This is a genomic window from Methylophaga sp. SB9B, from assembly GCF_004832235.1.
GTDB classification, from domain to species: Bacteria; Pseudomonadota; Gammaproteobacteria; order Nitrosococcales; family Methylophagaceae; genus Methylophaga; species Methylophaga muralis.
Genome location: NZ_SSXS01000013.1, coordinates 27,705 through 49,745, shown reverse-complemented (window position 1 = coordinate 49,745; position 22,041 = coordinate 27,705). Strand labels below are relative to the sequence as shown.

Sequence of the window (22,041 nt, the reverse complement as noted above, 5' to 3'; positions counted from 1 at the left end):
AAATCAATTAAGTAGAGGTATGCAGGAAAAAATTCGGTATAAATTAGCGAAACGTTTCCAAGCCCTAGCCCAAATCAGTGTGTGAACTTTAGAAGGAGAAAACCATGAACGCGATAACTGAACAAAGTGGAAGTTGTTTGTGTGGTTCCGTCAGTCTGCTAGCAACGCCCAAGAGTTTTCATGTTGGGGCGTGTCATTGCGAGACTTGCCGGAAGTGGGGTGGTGGTCCGTTGTTGGCGGTGGAATGTGGTGGTGATGTTCGGTTCGATGGTGCCAAAAATATCTCGGTTTACAATTCTTCAGAGTGGGCAGAACGGGGCTTCTGTCAGCAGTGTGGCACCCATCTGTTTTATCGTTTGAAGCAGGGTGAGATGTACGCTATTCCAGTTGGTTTGTTCGATGCTAATGAGCAATGGGAATTAACCGATCAGGTATTTATTGAAAGTAAGCCGGGTTTTTATTCCTTTGCTGAACACACTCGAAACCTCACTGGTGCAGAACTGTTTGCTCAGTTTTCCGAAGAATAAATTCGAAGCAGCCGGGCCAGGGTTTTCATGCAGTTTCAGGTTTCTTAGCTTGATACGTTTGGAGGATTTTCGCTAGCACTTAGCTTTATCAAGTATAACTAATTGTAAATAAAGTCCGTATTTTTGGACTTTATACCATTTTTTGTGCATCTAAGTTCCATATTTAGGACTTTATAAAAACTATTTACAAGTTTAATAATGTGCTATTTTAGATACCTAATAAGCCTTAAAGCCTTTTTGTGTTCTATTTTGGATACATTATGAATCTTAAAGATAAATCAGCCAATGCAATCACCGAAGAGCTTGGGGAACGTCTGAAACAAGCCAGGCTTAATGCCAATTTGACCCAATTAGCGCTGGCCGAACAAGCCGGTGTGTCACGAAAAGTGGTGCTAAACGCTGAAAAAGGCAAAGTTCAGTTACATGCTTTGGTCGCCATGATGCAGGTTCTAGGTTTGACACAACAACTGGATAACTTTTTACCCAAGCAAGCGTTATCCCCCATCCAATTAGCCAAGCTTCAGGGAAAACAACGTCAAAGAGCCTCAGGGCAAGGCAAAACCCAAGATGAGGACGGCAGCGAATGGTAATGGAGGTTATTCGGGTTCATTATCAGGACTACGATGTTGGCGCGGTCAGCTTTGATACTGAAACAGGTCGAGGTGCTTTTGAATATGAAGCGGCTTTTATTGAGCGTGGTATTGAACTCGCGCCATTGACGATGCCACTGGGTCGGCAGATTTATACATTTCCAGAACTGGATTTTGAGACCTATAAAGGCTTGCCAGGCTTAATTGCCGACTCGCTACCGGATGATTTTGGCAATGCAGTACTAAATGCCTGGGTGGCCAGCCGAGGTAAGTCACCGGAGGATATTTCTCCACTGCAACGTTTACAGTACACCGGTACTCGAGGTATGGGCGCGTTGGAATATACCCCCGCGACCAGACTGAAAGATCTGAATGCAACTCAACAAGTCGATGTTGCAGCGTTAGTCAATATTGCCCAGGAAATATTGGACAGTCGTGCTAACTTTGCTGTGGAGTTAGCTAATGAAGCTCAGACAGATCGCGAAGCAATGATGGCGTTATTGTCTGTGGGCACCAGTGCTGGCGGAGCACGGCCCAAAGCCGTTTTGGCTTTTAACGATGACTTTACTCAGGTACGTTCTGGACAGGTTAATGTGCCGCAAGGCTTTAAGCATTATCTGATGAAGTTTGACGGGGTCAGCGAACATAATAAAAATCAGCAAACCTTTGGCGATCCTATGGGGTTCGGCGCCATGGAGTATGTGTATTATTTAATGGCTACCGCCTGTGGCATTGAGATGATGCCGTGTCGTTTACTCGATGAAGGACAGCGTCGGCATTTTTTAACGCAGCGCTTTGATCGTGTCGGTAATCAAAAAAGACATATCCAAACCTTGAATGGGTTAGCCCATGTCAATTACAAACAACCGGGCAGTTTTTCTTATGCTGAATTATTCGGGGTAGCCCGAAAATTAGGCTTATCTGCCATTGAGGCTGAGCAACTTTTTAAACGTATGGTTTTCAACATCGTTGCCAGAAATCACGATGATCATTCAAAAAATATTGCCTTCATGCTGAATGACAACAAGTGGACGTTAGCCCCTGCATACGATCTGGCCTATAGCTATAAACCAGGTAGTAAATGGGTGAGTCAGCATTGGATGAGTTTGAACGGCAAACGAGATGATTTTAACCGTGAAGATTTTTATTCTTTAGAAAAACTGAGCCCGTTATTTACTCGTAGAAAGATAAATCAGTTTATCGATCAAACCATTAGCCATGTTGCCGAATGGCGAAAACTGGCAACTCAACACGCTGTACCAAAGACATTGATCGATGAAGTCGAATCCAATATTCGATTGTCGTTGTAGCCGAATCTGCTGGTCTTATAACGAACATAAATTGATGTTTTCCCGTAGCGGATTGTGATTTATTCCATATCAATGCCGCATTATTGAGGTTTATCCTGCTCACTTGTTTTGGTGTCTTGCCAAAATAAATAATAAAAAAGCGAAACCTTATATGAGCGAGAGAGATAACGGCTTTTTTGATAGAGCGGATGCCTATATCAAATTAGCGAATACCCAAATGGAAAAAGGCATTCAGGCAGGAGAAGTAAGTCCGTCTTTTATGTATGGTCTTGCCAGATATAGTGCTTGGTTTACGGCTTCTGGTTGGACAAATGCCCAAGATATGGCGGATGCAAAAGATGAAACCGTCAAATTCTTTGTCAGTGAATTTCGGCGGATGTTGGAATTGAATATGGAAGACTATATTCAGAATTTCGATAATTATGTTCAGGCTTCTGAACAGCTACAAAACAAAGGGTAAGCGTTGCTTACCCTTTTTTTATCTGCACACTTTCCACCAGTAAACTCAAAACGGCTAAATTTCGGCGACCGCTTCCATACACTCAGGTAAGGTTTGTCCACCATCCACTACTATTTGTTGGCCAGTGATATAGGCCGCCTCTTTCGACGCCAGAAATAACGCCGCATTGGCAATATCTTCCACATCACCCAGTCGTTTCAGCGGGATCGCCGCTGCCATACTATTAAGATAATCTTCACCCAAACTCGCCAGTCCTTCGGTAACAATATTGCCGGGCATCACCGCATTAATGGTGGTGTTGTAACGTGCCAGTTCCATCGCTGCTGTTCTCATAAAACCCAGTTGGCCGGCCTTGGTCGCCCCGTAATGTGCCAACCGGGATAGCCTGTAATAGGCCCGGTTATAGATGAGGTGATCACCACACGGCCTGCCCCGAGTTTTTCAAAATGTGGAATACAGGCTTTGACACACAGAAAAGTGCTTTTCAGGTTGGTCGACATCATGTCGTCCCACTCTTCCGGTGAAAGATCGATAATTTTCTTTTGCGGGAAGCTCCCAGCATTGGCGCAGAGAATATCGACTGGTCCGAAGGTATTTTCTGTGTGTTCGACCAGCGCCTGAACCTGTTCCCAACTGGCGACATCACATAAGAAATAAGCTGCCGTTCCACCTGCAGCCTTAATTTCATCGACCGACTGTTGTGCTGCGGATTCACCGCGTGCAGCAATCATCACCTTGGCTCCTTGTCTGGCAAATACACTGGCAATGCCTTTGCCAATACCTTTTGAGCCACCAGTAACAATGACGGTCTTGTCTTGAATAGATGTCAGCATGAATTACCTCCGGAATATGAATTGACACGTTAAATGCATTTTTAGCATAAATCTTTTTCTTTGCAACAAAAATATTGCAAGTCGGACATTTTGGCGATATAAACATGTTTAACCGGGTTTATTAGGTACAGAATGATGGCAGGTTTATACAACGAGGAATATTTGCAGCGATTGGCTGGGCAAATACAGGAATTACTCGGGCAGTGGAATATTGATGAAGCTGCTAGCGTCTCACTGTTAACGGTCTCTGAAAATGCCACTTTTCTTGTGACTGATGAAAATAATGATCAGCGATTTATCATTCGTGTTCACCGGCCTGAATATCATTCAAAGCATGAAATCCATTCCGAGTTACTGTGGATTAAATCGCTGCGACAGCAAGCGTTGTTGAATACTCCGGAACCGTTGACCATGCGTGATGGATCGCTGATTGCTGCATTTGAAGATGATGGTGTTGAACGGTATCTGGTGGCGTTTGAGTTTATGCCCGGCAAACAGCCAAATGAAGATGAATCACTGATTGTCGGTTTTGAAATATTGGGTGCGACCTCTGCCAGATTGCACCAACAAGCGCGACAATGGTCTTTGCCGAAAGGATTTAGCCGTAAAAAATGGAATTTTGATAGTGCATTCGGTGCTAAACCGTTATGGGGAGACTGGCGTGAAGCTCCGGGACTCGATGACTCAGGGCAGGCGATATTAGAGCAATTATGTGAGGTTCTGGAAGCGAAATTACATCACTATGGTGAAACCCCGGATCGATTTGGCTTGGTGCATGCTGATCTACGGCTAGCGAATTTGTTAGTCGATGACAAACAGTTAAGTGTGATTGATTTTGATGACTGTGGTTTTAGCTGGTTTATCTATGATTTTGCTTCGGCAGTTTCGTTTCTGGAAACCTCACCTTTACTGCCTGAGTTGCAACGGGCATGGGTGCGAGGTTACAAATCAATAGCAGCACTGTCTGCCGAAGATGAAGCAATGATTTCAACGTTGGTGATGTTTCGTCGATTATTGCTGACTGCATGGGTGGCAAGTCATCCGGAAACACCAACCGCTGCGGAAGCCGGCTTTGAACAATTCACCTTTGGCACTATCGAGTTGGCAAAAAAATATCTGCAACAACAAGCTGAAGAAGGGAATGATTTAACGGAAAAACGTATTTTGGATATGAATGCGTTTGAGGCCAAGCACGGGGGGCATGCAGAAAATGTGGCGCGTCGTTTGAATAATCTGGGTGCTGCCTCGGTGTTGTTTTATCAAGAGCCAATTGAAATGGTTTCGGCCCAGGGTGCCTGGATGCAGGCTGCTGATGGCAAACGCTATCTCGATTTCTACAATAATGTGCCATGTCTGGGACATTGCCATCCCAGCGTGGTGCAGGCGGTTTCCAGACAAATTGGTACGTTGAATGTGCATACCCGTTATCTAGTGTCAGCAGTGGACGATTATCTTGATTCGTTGAAAGCAACATTGCCCGAATCGATTACCAATATTGTGATGACCTGTTCGGGCAGTGAGGCCAATGATCTGGCGATGCGTCTGGCAAAACAGGCTACGGGTGGTGAAGGTTTTATCGTGACCGAAGATGCCTATCACGGTAATACCAGTCTGGTCACCGAAGTATCGCCATCAATTATCAAACAAGGAAAATTACCGGCTCATGTTGTAGCTATTCCTCCACCATCTTCTGCTGTTTATGGTGAAGATATCGCTACTGGCTTTGCTGCAAAAGTCACTGAAGCCATTGAGCTTTTGTGGGAACGAGGATTTAGTGTCGCGGCTTTATTAGTCGATACCATTTTTTCATCAGACGGTATTTATACTGAACCGAGAGGTTTTTTAAAAAAAGCTGTTGATGTCGTGCATAACGCAGGTGGTGTATTTATCGCCGATGAAGTGCAACCGGGTTTTGCCCGACTGGGTGAAGCCTTCTGGGGGTTTGATTTTCATGGGGTCACACCGGATATCGTGACCATGGGTAAACCAATGGGCAATGGTTTTCCGATGGCGGCAGTGGCAACCCGATCAGAATATCTGGCGAGTTTTTGTGCTGACGTTGGCTATTTCAATACCTTTGGGGGTAATCCAGTTGCCGCTGCGGCAGGGCAGGCTGTGTTGGACACGATTCAGCAGGAAAATCTGCAAACTAATGCACTAGTGATGGGACATTATTTAAAAACCCGATTGCAATCTATTGCCAGCCAATCAGCTTATGTTGCTGAAGTAAGAGGGCAGGGATTGTTTATGGGAATTGATATCGGTAAAGCCGACAATAAACAGATTCCTGATCCGCTCAAAACCAAACAAGTCATCAATGGGTTAAAGGCGGCTGGGGTGTTGATTGGCGCAGCAGGGCGGTTTGGCGCTACCTTGAAATTACGGCCTTTATTGACGTTGACCCAATCCGAGGCCGACTTTTTTTTAGACGCATTTGTTCAGCAGGTATAAATGGTTCATTAAATCGACTATAGCGATGCCTATTGAACTGTTGCCACAATGATCTGCACCTCTGCTTTAGATAAGGCTTTTTTGAGCGGGCCGCTTGGCTTTTTATCGGTAATTAAATTATCAATCTCATCCCACTTTGCATAACGAGCGGTGGCAAGCCGATCAAACTTGCTGTGGTCTGCGACGATCATATTGTGTGTACTTTGACGAATCATTTGTTTGTACACATCCGCTGCATCAACTAATGCATCTGATGGTCCGGTGGGAGCAAGACCACTGGCGCCTAAAATCGTCCAATCAACAGTGTAATTGGTGAGAAACTGACAGGTCACCGAGCCATGAGTTGAACCTTCTTCTGCATGATAAAGCCCTGGCGCCATGATGACCTTAATGGTTGGATTTAACGACAATACCGTGGCAACACCAAATGAATGGGTGATAACCGTGATGTTATTCATTTCATAGGCAATCCGTTTGGCGACTTCAACCGTTGTTACGCCGGAGCCTATCATCAAAACTTTTGCCTCTTTGAGCATTGGAGCTGCTTTTTTAGCAATAGCCACCCGTTCAGTAATATTTGTCTTATGACGTTCATTGAGCACTGGTTCAACAGCTTGACGTAATAATGCACCACCGTAAGTGCGGCTAATTAGGTTTTGTTCAGCCAGTTCTTCCAGATCACGGCGGATGGTTTCGGTGGTGACATTTAAAGCCGAAGCTAATTCATTGACGCGCATTGAGGGATGAATGGTCAGTTCATCAATAATTGACTTATGACGGGCCGCTTTTTTCCGTGACATGTGGTTAAACTCGCAGTTGATGGCTTGAAAGGTACCATACTCATTAGTGATTTAGCATACCCAAGCAAATGCCAAGTTGTTAAGCAGTCGCTTTTGCTTAAAGCCGATTTCTTTTCAATCCACTTCAGATAAGTTTCGATATTAATTCTGGTTAGTCTAGCTTTATTTGTGCAACAGGATAATAATCGCGATGAAGAAAAATTCTTCAATTACAGTATGTTGTGCGTCATTTCCGGGTTTCGGAAATATGAAAGAAAGTAGGGTGTTAGTGGTGGTTTTTTTCGATTTGGATTCTTATAAAGGATGCTGAAAATGATTAAAAAAATGCTGTTGATAGCCATGTTTTTTACCTTAACTGCTTGTGGTGATGGTGGTTCGGTTTCGGGTGAGTATATTGGTCAGGAAAACTCTTGGGTCGATAAATTGGTATTCGGTCCTGATGATAAAGTGAGAGCAATTGATGGTGATGAGACCGCTTTGGGCATATTCACCGTTGAGGGCGATAAGGTCATGGTGGCTATCGGGGGAGACCAAAACCCCATGACAATCAGAAAAGATGGCTGCCTGGATGGCGGGTATGTGGGAGTCTACTGTAAGAAATAGGCAGAATTTGTTGTCATCATTACTGTATTAACCATCAAGCTGGCGGGTACAATACCCGTCAGTTTTGTTGGTGTAATAGCTACATCCTCATCAAGTCTTTATATCATTTGAAATATCATTAACATTCAACCGATCTTTTGGTCTCATTGGTATGTATTCATACAAGGCGTTCTCATGAAAATCTTTAGCATCCTGATCCTGTCACAGGTTTTTCTGATCGGCTGCAGCAAGCAGGATTCAATATCAGAGCTGGTGTTAGTTTATGAAAATCGAAATGCTCTGCAATGTGAGAGCGCAGGTATTTCGCCGTCAGATAGTGTTGCCAAACTAACTGCTGCCGGGATAGCCGTTAGCAAAACTGATTGCGGAAATAGAACCGGTGTTATGTATCCAGCCGCCTGCGGCATGGGCACAGGCACGATATTAATTCATGAAATAGCACAGCAAGATCTACCTTCTGCTCGCCAAGCGGGCTTTGAAGAAGTGGCAGAGTTGGTCAATATTGATCAAGGCACAGGCTATGAAATTGTTCAATGTGAAGTCGTGGAATAAATCAATGAAGAACATCTTTCACACACTGCAAAGCAGTTTTATAACTATGACACTGGGTTTAATGTTGATTGCTTGCAGTGGCGAGTCAGATTCAAATACTTCTGTCCCTGACACAAGTCCAGCAGAAGTAGTTGAGCAGCCAGCGCCTATGCCAAAAATTTATATTGATCAAAATATCGTCCCAACTTCAGCGGAAAACCGTAGAGGCTTATATCGGGATTTATTGGAACTCTGTCGGGAGGAGGGTATTCCGACCAAAGCCTTATTAGAAAGTGAAGCCCTGAAGATAGGCACAATTCGTCTGCAGCGATGGTTGGACGAGGGAAGGACTGCATATCGGCTGGAGTTTTGGGACTACCAGATGGCTGAACCGCAAAAGAAACCTCGCTGTGAATTCCAACTGGTCAGCAGTGGTCGACATGTTTTAATTGAACCAGAGGGGCTTCGTGGTATCGATTTAAATGATAATCAGCCATTTAAAGTCAGTCCATTGACTGGTGCCGATGCAACTCTGCTTTTACGCTCCCCAGCTAGAACAGAGACCACACCTGCAGATAGACTGCAAACGGTTGCTGGGCAGCCATGTGTTGAGAAACCTATTCCCGGCAACAAAGGTGCTATCGCCTGTACCTGGGCGGGAGGAATGCAATGGGGCTTTGAACCACGATCTTTCAAAATTGTTTCGGTATTGGATGCACAGCACTATGAATTGTTCAGAAGCATTATTCTGCAACAACAACCTGGCGGGGATGTGCCTGATAAGGTGACAACTGTTGCGTTTAGAATTAATAAAGCTTTTGACGAATCAGCCATGCAACCCGCACCGGCAACAGCATCGCCTGCTCGACGCCCGTGACCTTGATAAGCTGTAAATTTGCCGAACAGAATTAAAATGGTCTGTGTTTTGTGACTTAACCGTTATTTAATGTGACAGTGTCAGCATGACGCCAGTTAAACCAGCTGTATCTCACCCGTTAATATCGGGTGTTGTTTTCTCTAAAAACAGGTTCTAATGATGGAAACGCAAGTGATGGAAGATCACATCATCGATGTGCGCAATCTCAGTAAGAAGTATCCATCTGGATTTCAGGCATTAAATCAAGTCAATCTGCAAATCAAACGCGGCGAAATATTTGCCCTGTTAGGCCCAAATGGCGCAGGTAAAACCACTCTGATTAGCATTATTTGTGGGCTGGTCAATGTGGGAGAAGGGCAGGTTCTGGTCGGCGGCTATGATGTCGTCAAAGATTATCGGCAAGCCCGCAAACAAATTGGTTTGGTGCCACAAGAATTGGCCATTGATGTGTTTGCCTTTGTGTGGAATACCATGGTGTTTAGTCGCGGCGTATTTGGTAAACCGCGTGATGATGCGTATTTGGAAGAAATTCTAAAGGCATTGTCTTTATGGGATAAACGCCATGCCAAAATTCAGTTCCTTTCAGGTGGCATGAAACGCCGGGTGTTGATTGCCAAGGCCTTGGCACATGAACCGGAAGTGTTGTTTCTTGATGAACCGACAGCCGGTGTCGATGTGGAATTGCGCCGTGATATGTGGCGTCTGGTAGAAAAATTACGTCAACGCGGCACTACTATTATTCTCACCACCCATTACATTGAAGAAGCCGAAGAGATTGCCGATCGGATAGGCATTATTAATCATGGTGAGATTCTGCTGGTCGAAAACAAACGTGAGTTAATGAAAAAGCTGGGACGCAAGCAACTTATTCTGCAGTTACAACACCCGATTACGCAGATCCCCAGTGAACTGAACGGCTTTGTATTGCAACTTGGTGAAGATGGTAAAACCCTCACTTACGACTATGTTGATAATCAACCGACCAATCATGTGACGGAGGTGCTGGCGGCGATCCATCGTTCTGGGATTGAGCTGAGTGATGTGCAAACCAAGCAAAGCACACTCGAACAAATTTTTGTCAGCCTGGTGGAGGAATCAAAATGAATTGGTATGCCATAAAAGCCATTTATTTATCCGAACTTCACCGCAGCTGGCGGACACCTTTGCAAAGCATTGCTTCGCCAGTGTTGTCCACCTCGCTTTATTTCATTGTATTCGGTTCGGCGATTGGCTCGGCAATGACAGAGATTGGTGGCGTCAGTTACGGGGCATTTATAATTCCTGGTCTGATTATGTTGATGGTATTAACCGAATCAACATCCAATGCCTCATTTGGTATTTATATGCCCAAGTGGTCCGGCGCTATTTATGAAGTATTGTCCGCCCCGGTTTCAGCATTTGAGATTGTAGTGGGATATGTTGGTGCGGCAGCGACCAAATCGATTATTCTGGCGATGTTGATTTTGCTCACCGCCAAGTTGTTTGTGGATTACTCTATTTTGCATCCGCTGTGGATGATGCTGTTTCTGGTATTGACCTGCGTCACCTTTAGTATGCTGGGCTTTATCCTTGGTGTGGTGGCCGATGGTTTTGAAAAGTTACAGGTTATTCCATTGATGGTGGTCACACCACTGGCCTTTCTCGGCGGTACGTTTTATTCGATCAGCATGCTGCCAGAGTTCTGGCAGAAAGTGACTTTATTCAACCCCGTGGTGTATCTGGTCAGTGGTTTCCGCTGGAGTTTTTATGGCACAGCTGATGTCAGCCTGACATTGAGTTTAGTGATGATTTCTACTTTTCTGATTATTTTTATGTTGTTTATCTGGTGGATATTTAAAACCGGTTATAAGGTGAAAATTTGATCAATGGTTCAATAACCCTAACTTAATGTTAGCCAAAGAGCGATTACTGCCATAGTTTTTCCAGATGTTTGAAATGCCATTTTGAGGGATCTTCAGGGCCCTCTATGGTTTCCTTGCAACTGGGTAGAGCGAGATCGACTACTTGTATTTGGATGGGCGCTTTTGAACGTAACGAAAAAAAGACTTTCACCTTGGGTTTTACCAGTGATGTCACGCCGGGTTCAATCACCACAGCCAGTCGCTGTGAGGTCAAACGTACTAATGAGCCAACCGGATATATGCCGACCATTTTGACAAAGGCATTGAACAGTTGTTTATCAAAGTGCCCCTCCCACTGAGCCATTTCGCGAATGGTTCCAGCAGGATCCCAGGCTTGTTTATAAGCGCGTTCAGAGGTAACGGCATCATAGACATCACAAATGGCTGCCATACGAGAAAACAATGATATTTCGTCGCCCTGCAGTCGATTCGGGTAGCCCAAACCATTTATTTTTTCATGATGATGTAAAGCGATATCGACGACCTCTGGCGCTGCACCTGAGTTTTCCAAGAGCTTGGCGCCGGCAGCTGGATGCTTTTTCATAATGTCGTATTCTGCTTCGGAAAGCTTTCCGGGTTTGTTCAGTACTTCCAATGGCATCAAGGATTTACCAAGATCGTGCATCAATCCACCTACACCAGCCAGCTTAACCTGTTCTTCATCGAGATTGAGTTGGCGTGCCATTGATATCATCAATGCACAAACAGCCAATGAATGCATGTATGTATAGTCATCGTGGGTTTTCAGTCGAGCTACACTGAGTATAGCGGCTGAGTTTCGTTGTACCATCAAATCAATTTCATTCACTAGCGGTAAGGTGGTTTGCGGATCAATTGCTTTACCTAGTCGGGCATCTTTATACATTGCCATAACCTGAGGTTTAGCTTCATGAAAAACCTTACGTGCTTGATTGATATCGTCTTCCATTGAGGTTTGGAGCACAGTTTTTTTATCTTCGATGCTTTGCTTAGTAACGATTTGAGTGTCTGAGAAGTCTTCAACAGCTGGTTGCTTAGAGGGCGTTACGGGGTGTGAATTTTGTATAGCTTCGCCTTTTTCCTCATCGATCCAGACATCTTCGATGCCTGCTTCAACAATACTTTTAATATCATCGGCATCGGTTAATAAAAAACTACTGCGTAAAAACGGATGCTTCAACCATGAACCACCCAGCTTTTGTATATACATGCCCAGTCGGAGCTCTGTAGAGGCAATGCGTCGAGTCAAAGTTGGTTACCTTTTAGTGTGAATTTTTCCTGATATTGTATATAGCTAACATGTGAAAAAAATGTATTTCAGCACAAAATTTGTGGTTTTAGCTTTAAATTCAGGAAAATCCTTGGCGCTTTCTTCGGCTAAATCTGAGATTTGTGGAAAAAACAGAGCTCTATCTGGCTAAACTCAGAGTGTTGAGCGATTGGAATTTGAATCAAGAATAGGGTTTTTTATTGTAAGCTGAAATCAGCAACTTGTATTATTCAAAATAGACGCAAAGCAATGATGGTGCTACTTTGGGTGGTGACGCATTGAGTGGACTTTATTGATGTCACCGGATCGCTAATTAGTCTGAATGACGAAGAGTTAAAACAATAAAAAAAGATAGGTCGACAAAAATAACAATATTTATCAATTAGATATGGATAGAGAAATGCAAGAAGATAATCAGCACGTAGAACCGGAACTGGAAGATCTATTAAATCAGGCAATTGCAGAGGGCTTTGTAGAGGTTCCTGTTCTTCCTGAAGTAGCAAATAGAGCTTTTATGCTGGCAAATGATAAAGAATCTGATGCTAGTCAAATGGCACAGTTGATTCAAAGTGATCCGTCACTCGCTGGCCATGTGATGCGCATTGCCAACTCGGTGGCTTATACCCCGATGGCAAATCTGACCTCACTACAACAAGCCATTGCCCGACTGGGTATGACAACTATCAGTGAAATCGCCATTAGCGCCGTACTCAATGCGAAATTATTTAATACCCCGGGCTATGAGAAGTATGCAGCTGACATCTGGCAGCAGGCATTAGCGACATCATTGTGGGCAAAAGAGATTGCCAGTCATTGTAACGTGAACGTTGAAGTCGCTTTTCTGGCGGGATTGATTCATTCAATTGGTCGCCCAGCGGTGCTACAAACACTGATTGATGTTGCTGCGCAACAAACAATAACTTTGGATGATGCCATTGTTCATCAACTGGAAGATAAATATTGGCTGACAGTTTCGCAGATGATTGTTATTCGCTGGCGTATGCCGGCCCTGGTCATTGAAACAATCCAGCATCTTGAAACACCATCGACTGACAAGGAGGCAGGTCAATTGGCAGCAGTGATAAATATGGCCAGGTATGCTGCTGATGCCATGCTGAATGATGATTTGGCAGATAACTTCCCTCAGTCATGCATCGAGATTGTTGAGTTCGAATCGACAGATATCCAGAAACTATTAACTAAGAAAGGGCAAATCAGCGAACGACTCCAACAGCTGGCGGCTTAATCATCTTTATTCAGATATTCGTTTTTTAACTTCACATAATTCTGGCAAGCATAGTGAAAATAATTTAGTTCGGCCTCAGTTAACGGCCGAACTTGTTTAACCGGAGAGCCAAGATAAAGATATCCGGATTCAAGTTTTTTTCCCGGCGGCACTAATGAGCCGGCACCTATAACCACTTTATCTTCAACTGTTACACCATCCAAAATGGTCGACGACATTCCCACCAACACCTGACTACCAATGGTGCAACCGTGCAACATCACCATATGACCCACCGTGACATCATCACCGATGGTTAAAGGATGTCCTTGCGGATTAAACTCACTGGCATGAGTAATATGCAAACACGAGTTATCCTGAATACTGGTACGAGCGCCAATGCGGATTTGATGCATATCGCCACGAATAGATACCAGTGGCCACACCGAGCTGTCATCACCGATTTCAACATCACCAATAATGACAGCACTGTCATCGACCCAAACACGTTCGCCTAATTTGGGTTGTTTACCTCGAAAAGTTCGTATCACTGCATTTCTCACTGTTAAGTGTTATGAAAATTCTATTTCAAACCCTATGCGATTGTCTGCTGATAAAAAATGGAGCTTATGGATTCAATCGAAAAAGCTTGGGTGATGTCTTTGCTTTTATCTGAAAAAGCCTATGATTCACGATAACTGGATTATCAAAACTAGGAGTCTGATATGGCAAGCAGTTTAGCGTTACATCGCGGTTTGGTGGTATCTATCGATGACCCATTACAACAAGGACGCGTACTAGTCCAAACAATTACCACCGGTGAACAATTATGGGCCAAGGTAAATAATCTTCTGCTGGGTGCTGTGGAAATAAAAGCTATTCATTTGATAGGTGATGAAGTGATGTATTTAGCAGATGATTCAAAGATTGACGCGCTGCTGATACATCGGAAAAAGTCAGCGACATTCGATGCCGAACAGCAGAATAGTTCATTAAAAATTGCCTTAAATGCCGAAACTGAGATCACACTCGCATTGGAGAATAATTCGTTAACTTTTGTCACCAGCTTTGGGCAACAAGTGACTTTCACCGCAGATGGTGGAATCAGTATTTCAGCTAGCAAAATATCGCTGCAAGCCAATCGATTAAGTTTGGCGGCATCTAATCTAAAAGTAGATACACCATTGACTGATGTTTCCGGTGTTTTGAAATGTGACACGCTTATTGCCAATAGTGTGGTTTCTACGAAGTACAGTCCTGGCGAAGGCAATATTAACTAAGTGAATTTAGCTAAACAGTTCAAACCCACATAGCAGTAATAAGGCTACATTAGCCAGCAGGCCAATCATAAAAAACACGGTTCTTGGACTGGGATTTTTTTCGGTAGCAATGGCGTAATACAAAGCCATATGCATAATTCGGGCAATGGCAAAAATCCAGATAAACACGCCGGTCCATAATGCATTAGTGCCGATTAAAATAGCCATAAAGGTGGTGCCCAACATCAGTGGCAAATTTTCCAATGAGTTCATAAAAGTGCGGTGAGCTCTGAACACAAACGAATCATGACTAAGATTTTCAGCAATCTTGCCAGGTATGGCACCGGCTTGTGAGGCTTTGGTTTTACTGGCAATAAACCATTGCACCAGTAAGGTCAGCAAGATGAAAAACAAGCCGGAAAAAGTCAGCTGATAGATATTTGCGAGTGTCATTTTTTACTCTCTTTACGGTAAGTTTAGTGATAGCTTAGCATTGATTTTTGGCGCAAGGCTGTAAGCCTTAATAGCCTGCAAGATATTGTCTGGTTGGCAATGTCACTCTGACAACATATGGATATCTGCGCCTTCAAGTCGCGCCCGAGTAAATAAGGCTTGAGCTTCCACGGTATCCAAGCGAACCCCAAAGGCGGCATAAGGAAAATCCATCAGCGGAGCACGATTTTCGTTAAAAAAAGGCCATTGTTTATTTTTACGATAGAAGGTTTCGACAAAGCTGGTCAGAGCGATTACGCCTTGCTGGCCATTTTGCAGATTAACGATCCACGGCCCGCCGGAATCTCCTCGAGTTGGCATCGGTAACTCAAATTGATAGCGCTCATTTTGCACCCGACTTACTGCTAGCAATGCTGAGGGGGAGCTTATCATCGCGTGTTTAGCTAAAAACTGGGCACGAAATTGCAGGTGTAATAGTGGATCGAGTTGTTCATAAAATTGTGGGACAAACTGATAAAAGTCTTCTTCAGCGGATAACAGCGGTTTGACGGCGCAACGTGGATTCTCAATCTGATGATCATCAATACCACGACCATAGCCGCATAACAAAGCTTGAGAAGCACTTAGCGAATTAACGACAGGAATCGCCTCAATGCCTTCGGGTGCATCACCATCAAATATCAAAACAGCCAGATCGGCAGCGAGATTGTTTTCAACATCATTAAACCGATTATAAAGTGCAGCACGTATAGCCGGAACGGGTCTACCTAAAAAGATTTTGACCACGGGAGTTCGGGTAATCGGGTTTATTTTTGAATCACGTAAACAATGGGAAACAGTTAAAACAGTGAGGGGGTGAGTGCCAACCACAACCGAACTACATTCATCATGTTCAGTCACCTGAGTGTTGGTGCCGCCGTACCATTTGAGTTGCTCAACATGAAGTTGGCCTGTTGAAACCTGCTCAATGGGCATAGGTTCACCATGGATAACGCCGTGAACTGGCATCATGAAAATGCAGCCAAACAATATCGACAGTAAACGCCACATCAAACCACCTCCCTGAAACCGGAAAGTTGGAATTCAACCAGCTATAGCAAAAGGCATTTGTTTTAGCAAAAAGTTCAATGGGTTGAGTGATTTTAATACGAAGAGGAAACGACGGAAGAGTTTATTTAAGCTATCGATAATGGCCTGTTAAATAGTTTGCCATGCGGATAATAAAACACCCCATTTCAAGCAGATTGTGTTGAAAATGGGGTGTTTGTCCTGACAATAAAATCAGAATGGCTAAAACATTCGTTTTATTTATCTATAGCTTAAGGTGAACATTCACCAACTCGTTCACCTTGATAGTCGGTCTTCATGACCATCGGGCCGAGCGGCGTATTCATATCGCTGCTCATTTTGCCGTCGAGACGATTTCCATGGAAGGTGGCATAGCCTTTAAACAACGTTGTCATGCCTTCCATGTTGCAGGACGCGGCATAATCAACCCGGTCACGTTTGATATCAGCCTGTGTCACATTACAACTTTTCGGAATATTCAACACATCGATGCCTTTATCCAGTTGTGCCTGTGTCAGACATTCCTGATTACTGTTCTTTTGCGGTGGCATATTCATCGGGCCCTCAATGGTCGTACTGCTGGTGTATGCCCAAAGTCCGGGTTGCAAATTAGGCTTCTCTGCCAAAGCGTTGCTGCTAAACAGCACGACACTGACAAAAAACATGGATGAACGAAAAACATTTAGCATGATTAATATTCCTTAACGTAGTGCGGAGACTGGCGTAGCTGTCAGTGTGATGAAACTTGTCGTTGAGTTCAATAGACAACAGCTCAATGAGAAAGATTTTAAGCTTGCAGTTAAACGATAGAGAGTGAGAAAAGTCATTTGAATCAGTTAACACTTAACGAAATTATCTGGCAGGTGGTGGCATTAATTCCTGAGGGAAAAGTCGCGACCTACGGTCAAATTGCCATACTTTGTGGCTATCCAAGTCATGCGCGTTACGTGGGCACGACATTAAAACAACTTCCCGATGATTCTGAATTGCCTTGGCATCGGGTGATTAATGCCAAAGGTGAAATTGCTTTTCCGGTTGGAAGTGCAGCTTTTCAACGGCAAAAAAGCTTACTGCAAACAGAAGGGATTGAATTTAATAGCAATAAAATCAATCTGTCGAAGTATCGTTGGTAATTAACGATTTTGGCTTGGTGATTATTGCTTGTTTCGCCATTGTTTAATAGATTGTTCGGCCTGATTAATTTCGGCTTCGGTCATTTTTTTGATTAAAACGGCTTTGATATGTTGAAGATCTTCAACACCATTTTGTTCAGCTAAAGACCACCACATATAAGCCATTTGATAATCCTGCATCACTGCTAAACCTTGGTAATACATATTGCCAAGATTACTTTGTGCTTCTGCATAACCTTGGTTGGCAGCAAGCTGCATCCATCTAATCGATTCAGTGTGATTTTGCTCAACACCCTGGCCAAGTTTGTACATGATGGCAAGGTTAAACTGGGCAGGTGCATAGTGATTGTCGGCAGCGTGACGAAACCATTTTGCTGCTTGCTGATAATCCTGTTCAACGCTTTGTCCGTTGAGATAAAGAAAACCTAAAGTGTTTTGTGCAATTGCATTGCCCTTGCTGGCAGCGCTTTTACATTTTTCCAGATACTCTTTTTGAGACAATGCTGCAGTTTTGGTCACAGTTGTTTTCCGCTGATAATGAGTGATCGCATATAAAGCCGTTTAAACCAGTTGAAATTTTCGGCTATCGAATGCGAAATCGTGCTTATGATATCAGCAACCAGTAGTTAGCGAAGCTATCTCAACGACGTACTGTGACCGCCTGCCAGAAGTTTCGAGACCAATAAGTGTTTTTTAAACTGGAAATCATTACCCCGCGAGTGGTGGAAGCATGTAAAAATTTGTGATCTTCCACATAAATACCGACATGTCGCCCATTACGAAAGAACACCAGATCGCCGGATTGTAGTTGAGCTCGATTAATCGGTTGACCCACTCTTAATTGCTGATCGGTGGTTCGAGGTAAATCCACGCTAAACAATTCGCGGAAGGTGATTTGCACAAAAGCGGAACAATCAATCCCAGAACGACTCACTCCACCAAGGCGATAAGGTGTGCCTTGCCAAGCTTCATGTTGTTGATAAAGCAGCAGCATGGCCTGGATTTCATCGTAATAAAAAGCTTCAACTGTCGGTTTGGGGAGCTGGGCACGGTCTGTTGTAGTAGTCTGAACTGGCGGAGTTGTACTACAGCCCGTCATGACGGCCAGCAATGACAACAATAAAAAACGCCAGTGTGGCGTAATAAAAAATAAACGATATGTTTCAGTCATTGGTTATATGGCTTTTTTTCTCACTTAATTCAAAACAGATTAAAAACTATAAAGTTCTAAAATTAAAGATTATTTTCATGAATTAACCGCTTTATCCAAGATATCGAAGAAAAGATATGCACTTTAATTACACCAAATGAAGGTTTAATTTCGGAGAAATATGCACATATTTTGGTCTGTATAGATACTATGGTAATAATATTGCCATAAGCTTTAGATAAGTTATTAACTGCGAGACTCTGTTTGTTGTTCATACGCAGCAGTAGTTTACGGGTTACTGACAAAATTAAAGGTAGGGAAATGACTGATCAACTTTCTGAATTAGTATTAATAATCTTCATCGCCGGGGCGGCGCTTGCATTATTTTCAAACAATAGTCGCTGGCGCTTTTTAAATAATAATCAATGGGATGGGGAAGTTCTTACCCTGACGATTATTACACTGGTTTCAATGGTAAGTATTCCGTTGATTGATGCGACACTGCCATGGATGGAGTTTGCTGATCTGGCTTATTACGATGAAATTGCATGGTTAGGTACTATTTGTGGCCTTCTCGGAGTATGGCTGCTTTACAGGGCTGCACGTGATTATCGCGGCATTGCTCAGCAACAGAAAAAATTTGTTGGCCGAGGTATATACCGGTTTATAAGATATCCGTTCTATACAGCGTTATTAGTTCTGGCATTAGCGCAGTTATTGTTATCGCAGAATTGGTTAGCGGGTTTGGCAGGTCTGGTTACCTTTGCGTTGGTTTATAGCTTAAGGGTGCCACGCGATGAAGAAGAAGGTCTGGAGAAATATGGGGAACATTATCTTGAGTATATGTCCCAAACAGGTGATATATTGCCGCGCTTTCGTTTAAAACATCAGCAATAAAAGACGGTTTGGAAACTAATAATGCTTAATATCCGCCCACTTTCTCGTGAAGCCTTAGTTTCCATGATGGAAACAGCCACGGTGATCGAGAAAGACAAAAAAGGTCCCAAAGTGGCGGTATTGTCTGATGGTGAATACTTAAAGTATTTTTATCGCAAACGTTTTTTTAATAGAGAGCTTATCGCGCCAGCAGCGGTTAAATTTGCTCGGAATGCTTATCAGTTGGAACAACTTGATATTCCAACGCTCAAAGTAAAATCTTTGCACCGCATTGTTGGCGAAGGCCATACAGTAGCAATTTATTCACCTTTGCCTGGTCGCACTTTACGCGATATCGTCAACTCTAACGAAGCGGATGCCAATTTGATGTACCGCTTAGGCGTATTTTTGGCGAGAGTTCAGCGACGGGGCATTTATTTCCGCTCAATTCATCCTGGCAATATTATCGTCAGCGGAATGGAATTTGGTTTGATTGATATTCTTGATATGCGTTTTCATTCCTGGTCTTTAAGTCGTTGGGCGAGACGGCGCAATTGGCGGCATTTTTTCCGTTATCCGCAAGAGTGGGTAAATCATGGGGATTTGATCGAGGCGCTTATCAAAGGCTATCGACATTCTGCTGATTTACCGCTGCGTGAACTGAGTTGGATCGATCGTATTATCGGTAAAGTGATCTCCACCTAGTTTCTTAAGCTCAACTTCTCAGTCTGATTGGGCATTTTTGCGTAAAATGCCCACACATGACGACCTTAAATAAACCTTCCAATCAATACGACGTAATTATCCTTGGTGCTGGTGCAGCCGGATTAATGTGTGCAATAGCTGCCGGTCAGCGAGGTCGAAGCGTGTTGGTACTCGATCATGCTAATAAGGTCGGTAAAAAAATCCTGATGTCTGGTGGTGGACGTTGTAACTTCACCAATATGTACTCTGGGCCGGAAAACTTTATTTGCAGCAATCCGCATTTTGTTAAATCTGCTTTAAGCCGATATACCCCCTGGCATTTTATCGAAATGGTTGAACGTCATCAGATTGCCTATCACGAAAAGAAGTTAGGCCAATTATTTTGTGACGAATCATCGAAAGAAATTGTACAAATGTTGCTTGCCGAGTGTGAGTCGGCAGGTGTCACCATTCAAACTGATACGCCGGTTCAAGTATTGGAAACCGGCGAATACAAATTGCTGCAAACACCTCAAGGGAAATTGCAGTGTGACTCGCTGGTGATTGCAACTGGTGGACTGTCTATTCCAAAAATGGGTGCTACCGGTTTTGGTTTTGAACTGGCAAGAAAGTTAAATATTCCATTATTACCAACTCGGGCGGGGTTAGTCCCTGTGGTATTGGATGATCACAAACTCAAACCGCTTGCAGAGTTAAGTGGTATTTCGTTGGATAGCATTACCGAAACGGATACATGTTCATTTCGTGAGAATATTCTGTTTACCCATCGCGGTTTAAGTGGTCCGGCCATACTTCAGGCATCCAGTTATTGGCAGCCCGGAGAGTCGCTGAAAATTGATATGTTTCCCGGAATTGATCTAACCGCGTACTTAGCTGAAATGCGCCGTGAAAAATCCAAGACTGCTCTGAAAACCATACTGGCCGAGAAACTGACCCGCCGCGTTGCACAGCTTTGGTGTGAACAATGGATTGAAGACAAACCTGTGGGTCAGCTTTCTGATAGTGATATTGAACAGATCGTCTCGCATTGCCAGCCCTGGACAGTTAAACCTTCGGGTACTGAAGGTTATCGAACCGCCGAAGTGACTCTGGGAGCATTGATACCAATGCGTTATCTTCCAAAACCATGGAAAGCAAGGAGCATCCGGGCTTGTATTTCATTGGTGAAGTCGTCGATGTCACAGGGCATTTGGGTGGGCACAATTTTCAGTGGGCATGGGCTTCAGGCCATGCCGCCGGACAGTTTGTTTGATTTATAATACCAATGGATTTTTTTACTAACCTCGGCTACACGGGGCTTTTCGTCTCAGCTTTTTTAGCCGCAACGATTTTGCCACTGAGTTCTGAAGTGGTGCTCACAGCGTTATTAATCCGCGGGTTTTCTCCAACGAATATTGTTGTCATTGCCACGATAGGCAATGTGTTGGGATCACTGACAAACTATGCACTCGGCTATTGGGCCAGTATAGGTGTGATAAAAAAATGGCTGAGAATGTCTGAAGATGATTTTGTGCGAGCAGAATTACGCTTTAAAAAATATGGATTGTTATCGTTGTTTTTCGCATGGTTACCAATAATTGGAGATCCCTTGACAGTGATAGCCGGTATTTTACGAATCCGGCTACTGTGGTTTGTCATTATTGTTAGCGCAGGCAAGTTATTACGTTATGTGGTGATTAGTTATCTTGCTCTGCAAGTTGGTTGAAAAGACTTTGCTGTATTCCTGATAGCGCAAGCTTGGAAGGATTTTTGCCACGCGCGATCTAAATTACGTTGTATTAAACGACTTTGATTTATCTTGGTATTTTCGTGTTTTTCTTCTTAGTCTGCGCCAGCCTATCAGAGTACCGCTGATACAAATAATCAGTCCACCAAGACTGAATAGGGTAATTAGACTTTCCCGTAAAATCGGGCGCTCCAGTAACGGCTGCCAATCCCAGCTATGCAAAAGATTAAATAGCCAGCGTGCTATTCGACGGTTTTGATCAAGGCTTTCAATGACCGCCCCGTTATGTGGATCAATGTGAATCCACGTTTTAG

25 protein-coding genes and 2 pseudogenes are annotated in these 22,041 nt (G+C 43.7%); 17 read left to right on the top strand and 10 right to left on the bottom strand.

Annotation, left to right across the window (positions count from 1 at the left end; genetic code table 11):
- The first annotated feature begins 104 nt into the window (after window positions 1-104).
- The 4 genes from E8Q33_RS13005 to E8Q33_RS12990 all read left to right on the top strand — a co-directional run bounded on the left by E8Q33_RS13005 (window position 105) and on the right by E8Q33_RS12990 (window position 2,887).
- Entirely contained in the window at window positions 105-527 is a 423-nt protein-coding gene (locus E8Q33_RS13005) for a GFA family protein (protein ID WP_136555250.1), read from the top strand.
- Between the two features lie 260 nt (window positions 528-787).
- Entirely contained in the window at window positions 788-1,117 is a 330-nt protein-coding gene (locus tag E8Q33_RS13000; RefSeq protein WP_069296955.1) for a helix-turn-helix transcriptional regulator, read from the top strand.
- Entirely contained in the window at window positions 1,111-2,427 is a 1,317-nt protein-coding gene (locus tag E8Q33_RS12995; protein ID WP_136555248.1) for a type II toxin-antitoxin system HipA family toxin, read from the top strand. The genes E8Q33_RS13000 and E8Q33_RS12995 overlap by 7 nt, the downstream gene beginning before the upstream one ends.
- A gap of 151 nt (window positions 2,428-2,578) precedes the next feature.
- Window positions 2,579-2,887 (top strand): DUF3144 domain-containing protein, encoded by a 309-nt coding sequence (locus E8Q33_RS12990; RefSeq protein ID WP_136555246.1) that lies wholly within the window; start codon window positions 2,579-2,581, stop codon window positions 2,885-2,887.
- Between the two features lie 54 nt (window positions 2,888-2,941).
- Here E8Q33_RS12990 and fabG read toward each other — a convergent pair.
- Window positions 2,942-3,720, bottom strand: a pseudogene (gene fabG, locus E8Q33_RS16210) (3-oxoacyl-ACP reductase FabG).
- Window positions 3,721-3,852: 132 nt separating this feature from the next.
- Between fabG and E8Q33_RS12980 the strand changes: the two are divergent.
- Window positions 3,853-6,171, top strand: coding sequence for an aminotransferase class III-fold pyridoxal phosphate-dependent enzyme (locus E8Q33_RS12980; RefSeq protein ID WP_247870096.1), 2,319 nt, complete (start codon window positions 3,853-3,855; stop codon window positions 6,169-6,171).
- A gap of 29 nt (window positions 6,172-6,200) precedes the next feature.
- Here the strand turns inward: E8Q33_RS12980 and E8Q33_RS12975 are convergent, their stop codons facing one another.
- Window positions 6,201-6,971, bottom strand: coding sequence for a DeoR/GlpR family DNA-binding transcription regulator (locus E8Q33_RS12975; protein ID WP_136555244.1), 771 nt, complete (start codon window positions 6,969-6,971; stop codon window positions 6,201-6,203).
- Window positions 6,972-7,283: 312 nt separating this feature from the next.
- Here E8Q33_RS12975 and E8Q33_RS12970 point away from each other — a divergent pair, with 312 nt between their 5' ends.
- From E8Q33_RS12970 to E8Q33_RS12950, 5 genes are all read left to right on the top strand, one after another.
- On the top strand, window positions 7,284-7,574 hold the full coding sequence (locus E8Q33_RS12970; RefSeq protein WP_069296961.1) for a hypothetical protein: 291 nt from the start codon (window positions 7,284-7,286) through the stop codon (window positions 7,572-7,574).
- Between the two features lie 174 nt (window positions 7,575-7,748).
- A complete protein-coding gene (locus tag E8Q33_RS12965; protein ID WP_136555242.1) occupies window positions 7,749-8,126 on the top strand; it encodes a hypothetical protein in 378 nt (125 codons plus the stop codon).
- Between the two features lie 4 nt (window positions 8,127-8,130).
- Window positions 8,131-8,982: a hypothetical protein gene (locus tag E8Q33_RS12960; RefSeq protein WP_136555240.1), complete on the top strand. Its 852-nt coding sequence runs from the start codon at window positions 8,131-8,133 to the stop codon at window positions 8,980-8,982.
- Window positions 8,983-9,138: 156 nt separating this feature from the next.
- Complete coding sequence (locus tag E8Q33_RS12955; protein WP_245652162.1) at window positions 9,139-10,086, top strand: ABC transporter ATP-binding protein; 948 nt, start codon at window positions 9,139-9,141, stop codon at window positions 10,084-10,086.
- A complete protein-coding gene (locus tag E8Q33_RS12950) occupies window positions 10,083-10,844 on the top strand; it encodes an ABC transporter permease (RefSeq protein ID WP_136555238.1) in 762 nt (253 codons plus the stop codon). Before E8Q33_RS12955 ends, E8Q33_RS12950 begins: the two co-directional genes overlap by 4 nt.
- 43 nt (window positions 10,845-10,887) lie before the next feature.
- Here E8Q33_RS12950 and E8Q33_RS12945 read toward each other — a convergent pair whose 3' ends face one another.
- Window positions 10,888-12,111, bottom strand: coding sequence for an HD-GYP domain-containing protein (locus E8Q33_RS12945; protein WP_136555236.1), 1,224 nt, complete (start codon window positions 12,109-12,111; stop codon window positions 10,888-10,890).
- A 421-nt stretch (window positions 12,112-12,532) separates the two neighbouring features.
- Here E8Q33_RS12945 and E8Q33_RS12940 point away from each other — a divergent pair, with 421 nt between their 5' ends.
- Window positions 12,533-13,378, top strand: a complete 846-nt coding sequence (locus E8Q33_RS12940) for an HDOD domain-containing protein (protein ID WP_136555234.1) — start codon at window positions 12,533-12,535, stop codon at window positions 13,376-13,378.
- Here E8Q33_RS12940 and E8Q33_RS12935 read toward each other — a convergent pair.
- Window positions 13,375-13,908: a gamma carbonic anhydrase family protein gene (locus tag E8Q33_RS12935; RefSeq protein ID WP_211116176.1), complete on the bottom strand. Its 534-nt coding sequence runs from the start codon at window positions 13,906-13,908 to the stop codon at window positions 13,375-13,377. The two genes, E8Q33_RS12940 and E8Q33_RS12935, sit on opposite strands and share 4 nt — an antisense overlap.
- A 174-nt stretch (window positions 13,909-14,082) precedes the next feature.
- On the opposite strand from E8Q33_RS12935, the gene E8Q33_RS12930 reads away from it, so the two are divergent.
- The gene (locus tag E8Q33_RS12930; protein WP_136555233.1) at window positions 14,083-14,637 is read left to right on the top strand and encodes a hypothetical protein; all 555 of its coding nucleotides are present in this window, start codon (window positions 14,083-14,085) and stop codon (window positions 14,635-14,637) included.
- A 6-nt stretch (window positions 14,638-14,643) separates the two neighbouring features.
- On the opposite strand, the gene E8Q33_RS12925 is transcribed toward E8Q33_RS12930, so the two are convergent.
- The 3 genes from E8Q33_RS12925 to E8Q33_RS12915 form a co-directional block, all read right to left on the bottom strand.
- On the bottom strand, window positions 14,644-15,069 hold the full coding sequence (locus tag E8Q33_RS12925) for an MAPEG family protein (RefSeq protein ID WP_069297072.1): 426 nt from the start codon (window positions 15,067-15,069) through the stop codon (window positions 14,644-14,646).
- A 102-nt stretch (window positions 15,070-15,171) separates the two neighbouring features.
- Window positions 15,172-16,119, bottom strand: a complete 948-nt coding sequence (locus tag E8Q33_RS12920; RefSeq protein ID WP_069297071.1) for a trypsin — start codon at window positions 16,117-16,119, stop codon at window positions 15,172-15,174.
- A 269-nt stretch (window positions 16,120-16,388) separates the two neighbouring features.
- Entirely contained in the window at window positions 16,389-16,826 is a 438-nt protein-coding gene (locus E8Q33_RS12915; protein WP_069297070.1) for a DUF3617 family protein, read from the bottom strand.
- A 138-nt stretch (window positions 16,827-16,964) separates the two neighbouring features.
- On the opposite strand from E8Q33_RS12915, the gene E8Q33_RS12910 reads away from it, so the two are divergent.
- Entirely contained in the window at window positions 16,965-17,270 is a 306-nt protein-coding gene (locus E8Q33_RS12910) for an MGMT family protein (protein WP_136555231.1), read from the top strand.
- 21 nt (window positions 17,271-17,291) lie between these two features.
- Here the strand turns inward: E8Q33_RS12910 and E8Q33_RS12905 are convergent, their stop codons facing one another.
- Window positions 17,292-17,789, bottom strand: a complete 498-nt coding sequence (locus E8Q33_RS12905) for a tetratricopeptide repeat protein (protein WP_136555229.1) — start codon at window positions 17,787-17,789, stop codon at window positions 17,292-17,294.
- Between the two features lie 121 nt (window positions 17,790-17,910).
- Complete coding sequence (locus E8Q33_RS12900) at window positions 17,911-18,441, bottom strand: NlpC/P60 family protein (protein WP_211116175.1); 531 nt, start codon at window positions 18,439-18,441, stop codon at window positions 17,911-17,913.
- Window positions 18,442-18,741: 300 nt separating this feature from the next.
- Here E8Q33_RS12900 and E8Q33_RS12895 point away from each other — a divergent pair, with 300 nt between their 5' ends.
- The 4 genes and pseudogenes from E8Q33_RS12895 (at window position 18,742) to E8Q33_RS12880 (ending at window position 21,706) form a co-directional block, all read left to right on the top strand.
- Window positions 18,742-19,317 (top strand): isoprenylcysteine carboxylmethyltransferase family protein, encoded by a 576-nt coding sequence (locus tag E8Q33_RS12895; protein ID WP_069295074.1) that lies wholly within the window; start codon window positions 18,742-18,744, stop codon window positions 19,315-19,317.
- Between the two features lie 21 nt (window positions 19,318-19,338).
- Complete coding sequence (locus E8Q33_RS12890) at window positions 19,339-20,001, top strand: toluene tolerance protein (RefSeq protein ID WP_069295073.1); 663 nt, start codon at window positions 19,339-19,341, stop codon at window positions 19,999-20,001.
- 56 nt (window positions 20,002-20,057) lie between these two features.
- Window positions 20,058-21,253, top strand: a pseudogene (locus E8Q33_RS12885) (NAD(P)/FAD-dependent oxidoreductase).
- A 12-nt stretch (window positions 21,254-21,265) separates the two neighbouring features.
- Window positions 21,266-21,706, top strand: a complete 441-nt coding sequence (locus tag E8Q33_RS12880; RefSeq protein WP_136555227.1) for a YqaA family protein — start codon at window positions 21,266-21,268, stop codon at window positions 21,704-21,706.
- A 63-nt stretch (window positions 21,707-21,769) separates the two neighbouring features.
- On the opposite strand, the gene E8Q33_RS15735 is transcribed toward E8Q33_RS12880, so the two are convergent.
- A partial coding sequence (locus tag E8Q33_RS15735; RefSeq protein ID WP_211116174.1) for a hypothetical protein occupies window positions 21,770-22,041 on the bottom strand: 272 nt, incomplete at its 5' end.